General features: G+C 42.9%; 13 protein-coding genes. 1 reads left to right on the top strand and 12 read right to left on the bottom strand.

Annotated features, from left to right (window positions below; translation table 11 throughout):
* Positions 1 to 101 precede the first annotated feature (101 nt).
* The 6 genes from GKZ87_13800 to priA all read right to left on the bottom strand — a co-directional run bounded on the left by GKZ87_13800 (position 102) and on the right by priA (position 6,187).
* Positions 102 to 956, bottom strand: coding sequence for a hypothetical protein (locus GKZ87_13800; protein ID QSI26479.1), 855 nt, complete (start codon positions 954 to 956; stop codon positions 102 to 104).
* The gene (locus tag GKZ87_13805) at positions 950 to 1,615 is read right to left on the bottom strand and encodes an AAA family ATPase (protein ID QSI26480.1); all 666 of its coding nucleotides are present in this window, start codon (positions 1,613 to 1,615) and stop codon (positions 950 to 952) included. Before GKZ87_13805 ends, GKZ87_13800 begins: the two co-directional genes overlap by 7 nt.
* Before the next feature lie 45 nt (positions 1,616 to 1,660).
* Complete coding sequence (locus GKZ87_13810) at positions 1,661 to 1,843, bottom strand: AAA family ATPase (protein ID QSI26481.1); 183 nt, start codon at positions 1,841 to 1,843, stop codon at positions 1,661 to 1,663.
* Between the two features lie 140 nt (positions 1,844 to 1,983).
* Positions 1,984 to 3,231, bottom strand: a complete 1,248-nt coding sequence (gene rsmB / locus GKZ87_13815) for a 16S rRNA (cytosine(967)-C(5))-methyltransferase RsmB (GenBank protein ID QSI26482.1) — start codon at positions 3,229 to 3,231, stop codon at positions 1,984 to 1,986.
* Positions 3,228 to 4,007: a phosphatase PAP2 family protein gene (locus GKZ87_13820; protein QSI26483.1), complete on the bottom strand. Its 780-nt coding sequence runs from the start codon at positions 4,005 to 4,007 to the stop codon at positions 3,228 to 3,230. The genes rsmB and GKZ87_13820 overlap by 4 nt, the downstream gene beginning before the upstream one ends.
* 11 nt (positions 4,008 to 4,018) lie before the next feature.
* Positions 4,019 to 6,187: a primosomal protein N' gene (priA, locus tag GKZ87_13825; protein ID QSI26484.1), complete on the bottom strand. Its 2,169-nt coding sequence runs from the start codon at positions 6,185 to 6,187 to the stop codon at positions 4,019 to 4,021.
* 379 nt (positions 6,188 to 6,566) lie between these two features.
* On the opposite strand from priA, the gene GKZ87_13830 reads away from it, so the two are divergent.
* Positions 6,567 to 7,220 (top strand): helix-turn-helix domain-containing protein, encoded by a 654-nt coding sequence (locus GKZ87_13830; protein QSI26485.1) that lies wholly within the window; start codon positions 6,567 to 6,569, stop codon positions 7,218 to 7,220.
* A 608-nt stretch (positions 7,221 to 7,828) separates the two neighbouring features.
* Here the strand turns inward: GKZ87_13830 and GKZ87_13835 are convergent.
* The 6 genes from GKZ87_13835 to GKZ87_13860 all read right to left on the bottom strand — a co-directional run bounded on the left by GKZ87_13835 (position 7,829) and on the right by GKZ87_13860 (position 13,243).
* Positions 7,829 to 8,980, bottom strand: coding sequence for a DUF349 domain-containing protein (locus GKZ87_13835; protein ID QSI26486.1), 1,152 nt, complete (start codon positions 8,978 to 8,980; stop codon positions 7,829 to 7,831).
* An 849-nt stretch (positions 8,981 to 9,829) separates the two neighbouring features.
* Positions 9,830 to 10,594: a flavodoxin gene (locus GKZ87_13840; protein ID QSI26487.1), complete on the bottom strand. Its 765-nt coding sequence runs from the start codon at positions 10,592 to 10,594 to the stop codon at positions 9,830 to 9,832.
* Entirely contained in the window at positions 10,591 to 10,953 is a 363-nt protein-coding gene (locus tag GKZ87_13845; protein QSI26488.1) for a metalloregulator ArsR/SmtB family transcription factor, read from the bottom strand. The genes GKZ87_13840 and GKZ87_13845 overlap by 4 nt, the downstream gene beginning before the upstream one ends.
* Before the next feature lie 11 nt (positions 10,954 to 10,964).
* Positions 10,965 to 11,738, bottom strand: a complete 774-nt coding sequence (locus GKZ87_13850; protein QSI26489.1) for a 4Fe-4S dicluster domain-containing protein — start codon at positions 11,736 to 11,738, stop codon at positions 10,965 to 10,967.
* Positions 11,739 to 12,035: 297 nt separating this feature from the next.
* Positions 12,036 to 12,557 (bottom strand): methylated-DNA--[protein]-cysteine S-methyltransferase, encoded by a 522-nt coding sequence (locus tag GKZ87_13855; GenBank protein ID QSI26490.1) that lies wholly within the window; start codon positions 12,555 to 12,557, stop codon positions 12,036 to 12,038.
* A gap of 344 nt (positions 12,558 to 12,901) precedes the next feature.
* On the bottom strand, positions 12,902 to 13,243 hold the full coding sequence (locus GKZ87_13860; GenBank protein QSI26491.1) for a transporter: 342 nt from the start codon (positions 13,241 to 13,243) through the stop codon (positions 12,902 to 12,904).
* Positions 13,244 to 13,343: the final 100 nt, after the last annotated feature.

Genomic DNA, 13,343 nt, shown 5'->3' on the forward strand with positions numbered 1-13,343 from the left:
CCTCCTATTTATTATAAACTAAATATAACATATTGCAGATATAAAGAAAAGGCAGGATTCTCCTACCATTTTCATAATATACTTGCTATTCCCTATATACTTCAGACTTCTTTTATTGCCTTAATCACACAGGATTTTTTATAAAAGGCAATACCGTAACCAACGATATCTTTATACCCTTTTCGCTCTAGCCCTTCGATATATTTCATATCAATAATCTGCTTACACGCCTGCTCTGCCAGCTTTTGTAAATCCTCTTCACGCTTTGCGACCTTTAATTCAAGCAGCACCCCTCTGGATAGCCTGCTGATTGGCAGCAGTGTGATATCGCTTCTTCCCAGCCCTGACTCCTGATTGGATACGACCTGATATTCGCTCATCATTCCAAGCAACAAGCCATGATAAAATTTCTCATCGTAATCAAAATAACTGATGCTTTGAAATAAAACAGTATTTAACAGCTCTGTTGCGCCTGATATATCCTTTTGCTTCAACGCTTCCACAAAGGTGGCTCCGTTATTTTTTACCTGCTCGTCAAACCATTCCCTGAATATGGATACATACACCCGTTTTATCTCTTTGTTGGGTATCATCAGACGGTATCTTTTTTCTTCCTCATTCACACAGCTTACGACCTTTAAATATCCTGTATACAAGAGAAAGCTATACACATTGTTGATCTGATCCATTTCACGATAGGTCAAATCATCCTTGATCGGCTTTTCAATCATGCCGCCGGATGCCAGTACATCAAATTCCTCCCGCATGAGAGGATTTGCCTCCTTTACGTATCGATAAATGATATCGTTCCCGCTCGTATTCGCCCAAAAGGATTCCGGCATCTTTCTACTGGAATTGAGGAAACGATCCATATACATCAGGACACTCCAGGGATTGTACACATCACAGCCGCCAAATTCATAGCCGTCACGCCATGGGTGGGCACCGCCTACCATTCTTTTACCACAGCCTTGTATTCCTCAGCATGATACGCCTGAAGCAATAGATCTATTTCACTTTGCGTAAACCCAAATCTCTGTCTGGATACTTCATCAAAGATGGAATTCACTTTAAAATTATTCAGTCCTGTGAAAATTGACTCCTTTGCAATTCTCAGACAACCGGTTAATACCCCTTTTTCCAATGCATCATTCGTTTTCAAGGCAGTGCTAAATACATTTCTGAGAAAATTCACCATATCATCATAATACCCATTCAGATAAGCACTCTGCAAAGGTACATCGTACTCATCTATTATAATAATTACTTTCTTTCCATAATGCTGCATCAGGCATTGTGCGATGAATTGTAGGGATACCTGTAAATCGATTTCTTCCTGTGCTCCTTCATGATACATCTCTATCGTCTTTAAAGAAGCACTGCTCAATTTATCACTGTCCCATAATTCAGGAAATGCTTCGATTATATTGACTATGATTTTACTAAACATTTTCAACTGTTTTTCAAATGTATTATTTTTCATATCCTTCAGAGTTAGAAAGATTACAGGATAGCGATTCTGATAGGTCAAAGCCTTTGGATTCGACATGATGCTCAAGCCATGAAATAAATCCGCATGCTCCTTTTCTTTAATAGAAAAGAAATAATAGAGCACGCCTGAGCGGGCACCGCCTGCTCATATTCAACGTTTTTCCCGCTACTAGCGCGCCTCTTGTCGGATACCAAAGGTATCGACACTATTTCGGTGAAAGCGACGAGGTCTTGTATATAAAACAACCTTCTCATTGCAAATATCGTTGATAAAGTCTGTTTTATCAATGTAATAATAATTATTTTCCATAATCTCTTTAAAATTTTCAACACCGATTGGTAAACGCTTCATATGATCAACTCCTATCTGGGCGCACGCTATCCTGCTTCTTATCCTCATATGCTCATTATACCACGTAAGAGCAGCCTCTAACATGGAAACTTCAAACAGCTATGCTTCTTCTTATTCTTTGATACGTCATGCTTCGCTTCCTACGAAATTCTTTGTAGCTTTGCCATATAAAACCCGTCCGTATGCGCTTCAAATGGAAAAATCGTACGTTCCTCTAAACATTTGAAATTTGGATGCTCCTTCAAAAAAAGCTGTATCTGTTTCTCGTTTTCCTTTTTATTCAGCGTACAAGTTGAATAAACCAGAATTCCCTGTTTTTTTACATGATGAGCACTCTTTGCAAGAATTGCCCTTTGAACAGGTATCAGCGTGTCCATATCCGTACTTTGCATATGAACCTTGATATCGCTCTTTCTGGCTAATACTCCATAGCCGCTGCATGGTACATCACATAATACCCGGTCGAAAAGCAGACCCTCAACTTCCTTCAGCTCAGTCGCATCCATAACCTGTGGCTTTAAAATCGTGATGCCAAGACGCACAGCACCTTCTTTTATGAGTTCAACCCGATGTGCATGAATATCCCCACATACAATACAGCCCTCATTCTGCATCAGCTCTGCCATGTGATCAGCCTTTGTTCCCGGTGCGCTGCACACATCCAGTATCTGCTCCCCCCGTTGCGGATCCACAATGCGGGCAATCAGCTGACTTGCCTCATCCTGAATGGAAAGCAGTCCCTGCTCATACCATGGAGTCGCTGCCAGAGAAGTGTCATACAGAACAGCATCCTCACTCAAATATCCTTTTTGGAAGGAAGCATCCAGCTCCATAAGCGCATCTCTTGTTATTTTCCATGTATTCACACGTGCGGCATTCGGCTTTGTTTCCATGTCCGCCTCACATATGTTCTGCGTAACATCCCAGCCATACTGTGCCTTCCACATCTGTACAAGCCAGGTTGGATGCGATGTTTTGATGGCAAGAATTTCCTCCTGCTTGCCTGTAACCTCACGTTCCCCTCTACGCTCCACCGCATGCAATACAGCATTGACCAGCTTTGCCATTTTTACATGAATCTGCTTTTTCGTTATGTCCACAGCATCATTGATAATTGCATAAGCAGGCAGCTTGTCCATATAAAGCAACTGGTATACGCTCATATCCAGTATTATGCATACCTCATCGCTTGGCAGCTTCTTTACACAATCCATCCACTGATAGCGGCACAGCCGGTAATTTTGCAGCGTGCCATAAACGATCTGCGTAATAAGTCCCTTATCCTGCGCTTTAGCCTTGTTCAGCCCCTTGCGCAGCAAAAGATTACTATAGGTTTTGTGTAAAAAGATATCCTTCAGCATGTCGAAGGCGATTCCTCTTGCATTCATAAATATCCTCTCTTTCTGAAAAAATGCCGGTAATATATATAACAGCTGTAGGTGATTAAAAATCCCATAGCGGTATCACTCAAAAAATGCGCGCCCATGATCATGCGGGTGACAGGCATGAGGATAAGCAAAGCCGTAATCAAAACATAGCGTAGCACACCCGGCTTCTCATATGGATTTTTCTTCCATTGCAGCCAGCATAGCAGCGTTGTAAAAGCTGTTGTATGCCCGCTTGGAAAGGAGTTGTTTCCATATAAACCGCAGGGCCGATACCATACACAAAATTGTGTTGCCGTCTGCATATCCCGGTATCGGATGCGTCCCCATGACACCTTGATGATGGTGGTAATCAACACCGCACTCAGCAGTACCAGCGTATAAAACACAAAAAATGATAAATGCTTCTGAATCCACGCATAGGGTGTGTAATGAAGTATCAGCTGAACCATAGCGCATAGGAATGCACTTCCTGCCAACAACGCTAATTGTATCTCTGTATGCGACAGGGAAACCCAGTAATGCAGCGCATCCTGCAGCATATAAAGGGAAGCCACATAGCCAATCAGCAGATAAAAAGCATTTCTCTTGGTACGAAACAGCATTGCCATTGTAATAACCGTCATCAGTTGGACAGGAATAAGTAAAAAGCGTTCAAATATCCTTCCTGTTACCGGCAGCAGCTGATACAGGAAATCGGTAATCTGATAATCATATCGTGCACCGATGACAAGCAGAAGCAGTGCCAGTACCACCGGTATCCATTCTTTCTTTTTCATAACAGCCTCCCTCAGTCCAGCATTACCGGAGACAGATCAATATCCAGTCTGGCCTTCGCCTTTGCCGCCAGATGTGCATCATAAACCATACGGACACATCCTGCAAGCAGCTCCTGCTGCTTCCCCTTCAACAAAATGCGCATCCGCACTTCATCCTTTCGCTTATTCAGCTGTGCCGGTCCCAGTACACGAAATCCAGTTTGTGCTTCCAGCACCTGCTTTGCTCTGGCTGCTGCAGCTGCGACCTCATCCTGAGATGTGTGGGAGAAAATCATAGATGCCAGATACGTATACGGCGGATAGCCTGCAATATGGCGGTACTTCATTTCATTTTGAAAGAATGTGCGGTAATCGTGCTGAGCCGCACACTGTATAGCATAATGCGCTGTATCGTATGCCTGGATAATGACCTCTCCATCCTTACTGCCGCGGCCGCTTCTTCCACATGCCTGCTCTAGTAGATCATAGGTCAGCTCGGCACTGCGGTAATCACTGCGATTCAGCATAGCATCTCCGTTGATAATGCCAACCAGCGTCACATTTTCAAAATCCAAGCCCTTCGCAATCATCTGTGTTCCCAATAGTATATCTGCTTTTTTATCGCCAAAGGCAGACAGCAGCTCCTCATGCGCATGCTTTCTGCCCGTTGTATCCGCATCCATACGGATAATTTTTGCATCCGGAAACTTTATCTGCACGAGCTCTTCCAGCTTTTGTGTACCAAGTCCCAGATAACGCCAGGTATCACTTCCGCATGCGGGACAGTAATTCGGTACCGGCATCGTATATCCACAGGTATGGCATTTTAACTGCTTATCATCCTTATGATAGGACATCGCCACCTCACAATGCGGACACATCACAACGTGACCACAGCCGATACAGCGAAGAATCGGTGTATAGCCTCTGCGATTCAGCAGCAGCATGATCTGTTCTTTTTTCTGCAGCCGCTCATACATTGCGGCCATCAGCTCATTGCTGAGCAGATAGCTTTCTCCCCGGCCTACCGCCTTGCGCATTTCCACCAGCTTTACATGGGGAAAGCTGCCGTTGATCCGACTGGGCATAGCAATTAAACGATATACTCCCTTAACTGCGCGGGCATACGTTTCCAAAGACGGTGTGGCGCTTGCTAAAACAACTGGAGCCTGATGAAACGCTCCTCTTTTTATAGCAATATCGCGGCAGTGATAGCGTGGTGCTGAATCCTGCTTGTAGCTGGTATCGTGTTCCTCATCCATAATAATAACGCCGAGATTATCAAACGGCATGAATACGGCACTCCGCGTTCCCACAACGATTTGCACCTGATGACGGCGTACAAGCTGATACTGCTCATATTTTTCCTGAGCATTCAAACCGGAATGATAGATTGCCACATGGCTTCCAAAGCGCGCAGTCACACGTTTCACCATTTGCGGTGTCAAAGATATTTCCGGCACCAGAATCAAGACCTGCTTTCCACGGTTCATGACAGACCTTGCCAACTGCAAAAACACCTCCGTCTTTCCACTACCGGTTGCCCCATGCAGAAGAACGATCTCATGGCTTTGAATTTGCTTTAATGCTTCCAGCGCCTGGTGCTGCTCCGGACTCAGCTTCATATCCTTCTCTGTTATTTCCTGTGGCTTCAGCTGTGCCTGTGCTTCTTTTTCAAATATCTCTGCAAGCCCCAGCTCCACCAGTTTTTTTGCCGGTGTTTTGTATATCTGATAAAACTGCGAACGCAGCATTTCCTTTTCCGTTTTTAAAGCCTCCAATGCACTGCGCTGCTTTACAGTCAGTCCTTCCTGATCCCTGCAATAGCGTACCCAGATTTCCAGCTTTGCATGCCCGTGTGTGGATTTAGGCTTCAGCTTTGCCGGAAGCATACATTGAAAACAGCTGATCACCGGTACAATGCAGGTCGTTGCCATCCAATGACCGAGAGCAAGCAGTTCCTCATTCAACAGAGGCTCTTCATCGATCACCTTGTGAATAGAGCGTATGGTAAAGCCATATTCCGCAGCCTGCTGTTCACTGATGGTTTCCACCTTCATAACAAAGCCGACAATGGAGGTCTTACCAAACGGCACCGATACACGGACACCGCGCTGTAAAGAAAAACCATCGCATGCATAGGTAAAGGTATGGTCTAAATGCATGATGGGATGTTCAACAAATACCTGTGCAATTTTCATAGGACGCCTCCTGCCTGAATGGTATTATTTTATCACAAACCTCTGCAGAATCCTATGCTGCTATCCAAATTTACATAGTTGCAGGAAGCTCCATATTGTAAAACAGCTGTACTTCAGGCATCCTGTATCCAGAATATGCTATCATTTCCGATTTATTTTCTTGTTTTATAATAGTAATCACAATTTCTTTCTGATAATTTCAGTGTTTATACGTTTTGGACAAACCCTTACGTATTCTTTATACACTATTGGTATACAGTATTATACCATTATCAGCATAGCCTTTTATACCTTCTACGTATACTATAGGAAACACAGGCATACCGTATCCGTAAAAAGCCTGTTCTGTTATAATAGGGATGAAAGAAAGGATGAGGATATGCAAAACTATATAGAAACACTTCCCTTCTGGAAGGACTTAACCATTGAACAGCAGGAGCTTCTTCAAGCCTATACCATCGAACGAAGCTTTCATAAAGGAGAAATTCTGGATCATGGTAATCAGGAATGCACAGGACTGGAAATGCTGGTAAACGGACAGGCCCGCATTTTTATGATGTCACCACAGGGTACGGAACTCACACTGTACCGGCTATTGGAACAGGACATCTGCGTATTGTCCGCAGCATGTATGATCCATTCACTAACCTTTACTGTCAGTATGGAATTTGAAACGGATACAACACTGCTGCTTATACCAAAACAGATTTTGCAAAAAATTTCAGAGATTAACTGCAAGGTGAAGGACTTTATCACAGAACTGGTCGCAGACCGCTTTTCCTCTGTTATGAATACGATGTATGAGGTCATGTTTTCCAGTAACGAGCATCGTCTGGCACAGGCATTGCTGACACAGCGCCAGCTGCAGGAATCCACATCACTTTCTCTTACACATGATATGCTTGCACATGAGCTCGGTACAGCCCGTGAGGTGGTATCCCGTTTGCTGAAGCAATTTCAAAAGGAAGGACTTCTCAAACTGAGCAGAGGACGCATTATCCTGTTAAATGAACAACAACTCGCTCAGCGTTAGCCCGCATAACTAACACTACATATTCATGAATTGCCGCATATAGGAAAAGGATACACACGGATTCAAATCGCAGGTATCCTTTTACTTTTTATCACCTTATACTGATGAAGTCATGCACTGCTTTTACATGGCCACAAATACGAGGCAATGAACGCTTATACCCATTTTATGTAGATAAATACTTCTGTATTATATTGTATCGTTCATATTGATTACGATAACATCATTCTTCATCCATATCGCATAAATTACCCGCTTCCTTATTTTTATATCTATGCATTTTTTTCGAAAGGCCCCCATTGGTTACTTATTTCTCATGCCATAAGAACATACTTCGAATTATAAGGCTTCTCTTTATCTTTCCAGCGAACAATTAAAAGAATACAGGAATAAGGATTGCATATACTGCTGTTATGCATAAAAAAGCAGCAATGGATTTCTTCGGTTCTTATCACCTGCTAGGTATCATCAGGAAACCAATGAGTACAGAATCAGTAAATCCTGTACTCATTTCTTTTATTATCCCTGATGATATATCCTATCCGTTACCAGATAAGAACCATTATCCTGCTGCTTTCCTATTTTTATTTGTTATGCTTTATTGCATATTATTTTCCAAGGGATTTATCGATATCTGCCAGTTCTTCCTCCAGCTCCCGAATAAATTCCTTTTTATCCTCGATACGATCCTCCATATCATCAATCGCCCGCTGTCCGATCAGACCAACAATTTCCTCCTGCATATGCTTAATCTGCCGCTGCTGATCCAGAATCAGCTCCTGCTTGCGTGCACGTGCCTCCTGCATTCTCTGCCGCCACTGCGCATGACGCTGTTCATTCCAGTTACGCAGACCGTCGAAATAAGAATCCATCACTGCCCGGAATTCCTTCCAGATTTCATCCTCACGCTCTTTTCCACAGGAACCGATGCCCTTCCATTCCTTACTCAGGTTTTTCATAACATCTGTATTCTCTCTGGTATATTCCTTACGCTGTGCAATTTCAGCAGCACGCTCTACCAGCTTGCGCTTTTCCTCATATTTTCCGTCCTGCTGTTCATGCAGCTGGTCATAATATGCGCTTCTTTTGTCATAAAATTTTTGACGGCTTTCATTAAATGCATTCCACAGACGATCCTCATGCTCTCTGCCTGCACTACCTGCCGCCTTCCACTGATCCATCATCACACGGAATTTCTCACCGGTTTTATTCCATTCAATGGAATCCGCAAGAGCAGCTGCTTCCGCAATTAGCCCTTCCTTTACTTCCTTTGCATTTGAGAACTTTGTCTGCATGTTCTCCCAATGCTCATGCTTGCGATCAAAGAATGTCTGGCGAGCCGCATTAAACTCCTCCCACAAGGCATCATCACTTTCCTTCCCTGCCGTGCCGGATGCCTTCCACTGCTGCATCAGCTCATTCATTTCCTCTGTTGCCTGATTCCAGTTATTGGACACGGATACACTGCGTGCCCGCTCAATCAATTCCTGCTTAATGGCCTGATTACTTTCATAGCCCTCCCGCCGTTTGGCATAAAAGGCATCCATATATCCGTCAAATTGTTCCATCAGGGTCTCTTCATAAGCAGAATCCCAGTAAGGAATCCGTTTCCATTTTCTCTTTAAATCGGAAATTTCACGGAAAACTGTATTCCAGTCCGAAGAAATTTCAATATTCTTCGCTTCTTCAATCAGCGCCTCTCTGCGCCGGATGTCCTCATCATAGTCATTTACTTCAAATTCATCATGATCATTGTACATACGTATTCCTCCAGTATGGGGGTATTTATAATATTCACCCACTATCAACTTAGATTTTATCTCAAATACGCTCAAAAGTCATTCATTTCTTCAAATTTTATACAGATTTTATCATTTAAATGTAATAATTTTCCTTCTCTTTGCCAAATATCCGAAAATCCCCCTGTCAGGACATCACCCGTTTTACATGCCTCTTCTTTAGGAATGACCTGTATAGCACATTCTCTATCTTCATATGTTTAGGATCACCATAATTTTTTTGCCTCATACTTAGAGAAGCATTTGACTTTAAGCGCTCATTATCAAAACGATACAGATGGTTTTGCTGGTCCTTTTGAGAATATGTGTGTCTGCATACAAATCCCCTTTATATAAAATCATATGCTTGTATCATGCTATCCAGCAGTAAAGTAACGTACAGTATTGACACTGATTCTAGTTAGCGCTTATATGATATGCTCTTCACCCCTGCTGTTATCAAGAAACCCGACTTCAAAGATATGTATATCCTCTGATCCATAGATTTCCTTCCGTGTTTAGAGTAAGGGATTTCATTCATGATGCAGCTTGGGCTGTATAGGTGCTAATATTATAAAAAAGAAGGAATTGTGATAGGTTCTTTCTCTACTCTTGGTATATGAGAAACGTGAAATACAATATGACTGATGTTTATCAATCCTTTTGTATCTCATCTACTTCTTGCACCTTAACGTGAGAAGGAACCTTTATATCCGATACCTTCCTGTTTTAGAGAAGTCCAGAATCGCTTGTTAAACAGACGGATATATACCGCTATTTTAGAAAGCTCGTATCTTTTCCCCTTATAGGTGTTATCGTTTATATCCTTCTCTATTCTTCATCAGCCAGTACATGCGAGCACAGATAACGAGTTTTCCCCTGGCTTTTCGTTCCGTATTCAATGGCCTCCTTTGGACATGTACAGATACATGCCATGCAATGTGTACACTGCGTTCCCCAAACTGGTTTTCCCTGCTTCATTTTAATGTTTCCAAGCGGACACGCTGCTTCACACGCTTTACAGCCAATGCAGGCATTTGTAGCAGTAAACTTGCGGGCATGCACAAGCAATGGGTAAAACAACGGATTGATAATGGTACTGTTCAGGATATCCTTTGCATGAACATCCACCTCAGGAAAATCTGTCTCCTCCTGGATATAGCGGGCAGCCTCATCCATATCCTTATGCGCTGCCGTAATTATGCGGCGCGCTGTCTCTTTGTCCGGAGTATCAAATAAAGCAATGTAATTTTCCGGCATTTTAATTTCCATACAGCCCCTGTACCGCATTCCCTTTTTCTTACACAGACACTTCAGATAATCAGTTGCATTTCCAATCGATCCGCCGCAGGTCATTACAAAATAAATATCCGGATTTCCTGTAAGCTCAGCAGTAAGCAGCCATTCCTGAACAATGCGGGGAATGCGCCAGGCATAGGTCGGCGTAACGATGATCCAAGGCCTTTTCGAATGCATCGGCTCAGCTTTGTGCTGCCGTATAAACGGAAACAGATTCTTTATGGTATCCTGTGTCTTCTGCTGGATTCGCCTTGCTGTATATTCGCTGTTTCCTGTTCCTGTAAAATATAGTATCATATTGATTTCTCCTGTTCCTCATTCATATGAAGTACACTGTCATAAATCAGTCCAATCAGCTCCTTCATTTGCTTCCATTGGGTATCATCGGCACGGATGTAATAATAATTCTTCGTGCCTTCCTTACGCATGTTTACGATACCGGCCTCCTTTAAAATCTGCAGATGATGCGATACAGAAGGTCTGGTCAAATATGCTTTCTGTGCAATTTCTCCAACGCGTATACCGGATAAATCACTCTGTATCAAAATCAGAAGAATCACCTGTCTGGTTTCATCACCGATTGCAGTAAACGCTGCTCTGCAGGAGTCAAATCCCTTTGTAATTGCGGTAATCCGTTTCTGACATTCTTCATTCATATTATATCCTCCTAACGATAGCTGATATCCAAAGCTTCATGCGGTGCACTGCGCTGATATCGTACAGCTGGATAGCCAAGCACCAGGGTTGTGACTACTTTTTTTCCTTTTGGAAGCTGTAAAGCCTTACGCAGACGGCGGGAATATTTGGAGGCCATCGTAAAAAATCCGCTGTACAAAACGCCCAGACCATGAGCCTCTGCAACAAATTCCATATTCTGTGCCGCAAGTGCTCCGTTTATTTCATCCTTTGCAAGGATCAGCACGGCTATCGGTGCATTGAAAAAGAAAAAGTGATCGTGAATGGTCGTCCTTTTTGCCATAGAGCTGAAACGATCTGCAAACGGCTTCAGCTTTCGGAAAAACTGAACTGCCAGCTGTTCCATATGCGCACGTTCCTTATCCAAAACGATATAGGAAACATCCTGCAGATTTTTTGCGGTATGGGTTAGCCGGCCAGCCTCCAGAATGTGTGCAAGAACAGCATCGTCGATCTTTCTCTTCTGAAACTGACGAATCGTGCGGCGAAAACGGATTACCTCCAGCACTTCCTGGGGATCCAGACGAAGCATTGTGCTTTTTTCAACAGACTCCTCTGGAAATCCTGTGATACTGACCGCATGCTTGGGACATATAGCTACACAATGTGAGCACATGATGCAGGTATCCTCGATAACAGAGGCTTTTTTATCCTGCAATACAATATTACTGGCAGGGCAGTCTGTAACGCATAAACCGCATCCGATGCATGCTTTCGAATCAATGCTTATACTGTGTTTACTCATACGCTGTCTCCTTTCGTTAACATCCGTTAACCATTATACCAGATATACAAATTCCTGCAGCATTGGTAAAGTAAATCGTTACCGATATGAGTACTGCGTTGGATCAGGATTTCCCGTAATCTGCTCTCTGTTTCATCTGTTGGAGTTCATAAAAATATATGCAGTTTGAGTTTCAGCAGGTTATTACATACTGTCAAATGCATGCATTCCTTTGAATGCGTATAGTAAAAAGATCCCGTATCAGAATCAAACAGGATCAAAAAGCACAATAGTCTTTGCACTGCTTTCTTTTATACGCTATAAAACGGTTTTCTTATCCGGTGAAAACATACCTGACATATCCACCTGTTCTAGCTGCAGTAAATATTTTTTCTTTTCAATTCCCCCGGCATAGCCCGTCAAAGAACCATTTTTTGCGATTACTCTATGACAGGGGATTATAATGGATATTGGATTATGTGCTACTCCACTGCCAACTGCCTGGGCGCTGTTTATCTGCAAACTGGCAGCCAAATCACCATAGCTTCTAGTTTCTCCATAAGGAATCCGCAACAGCTCCTCCCAGACTCTTTTTTGAAATACAGTTCCGGCTGGCTTAAGGTACAGTTCTCCCATGTCGGGTTGCTTCCCGGCAAAATATGCGCACAGCCATTGTTTTGTCTGATGAAAAATCGCCAAGTCATTGTTTTCTACAGCAGGCTCTTTCCATGTTCCCATATAATATTTCTGACCTTCAAACCACAGCCCTGTCAACGCTATGCCATCGCTTGCCAGCGTTATATTTCCTAAAGGTGAAGCAACCGTTGTTTTATAAAGCATACGCAATCTCCTTTTCTTATTATGAAATATGGATGTTACTAGAATACGAGGCAAAGCAGCTTTCCTTACGCAATTTGATAATGCATAATATTCAAATCCACAGATTGTGATTTTCTTCAGCGTATAGACGCCTTTGACTGATCGCAGAGGATATCATTTCCTGCAGGGAAATTTTCATTAGCTTACCTTGACATGTTTTTTATGAAAGCTGCATACCGTTTACCCGCATGGTAGAAAGAGGTGTTTTTTTAGCAGTGAAAGCTTCCTATACAAAGCTACGTCATACACCACAGCATGTTAGCTTCAGAGACCGGTGAATACAGCTGCCTGTTTAGGTTACCTTTTTAAGCTTCCTTTCTCCTTAGAAATTCCACAAAGGCAAACATAATGGATATGACGCTCAATACTGCAACGATCAGCTCTGACATATTATTCGCATACTCTGCCATTTCCGGTTCCAATATTCCCAGCACAAGGAAGTAGCTGCACCAAAGCAAGCCAAGCAAAAGAACGCAAAAAGTGATGTATTTCAGGATGGCTGCAGCTTTGTGTATCACTCTCTTACTTTTATCAATCTGTCTTTGTGTGTACTGCTTTTTACGTAAAGCCCGTTTCAGTCCACCGGCTAAAACTCCAACAGCGATGCCCACAGAAAGACTGCAGCAGATTTTAAAATACAGGCTCATGCTGGCAGCTCCTTTCTAAACAGCTTCCTGTCTCTGCTTGGTAAATACGAGTCTCCATGAACTGAATGCAGGCATACTGCAACAGGCTGTCTGCTTGTAT

It is taken from the genome of Erysipelotrichaceae bacterium 66202529, from assembly GCA_017161075.1.
In the GTDB taxonomy this organism is placed as follows: domain Bacteria; phylum Bacillota_I; class Bacilli_A; order Erysipelotrichales; family Erysipelotrichaceae; genus Clostridium_AQ.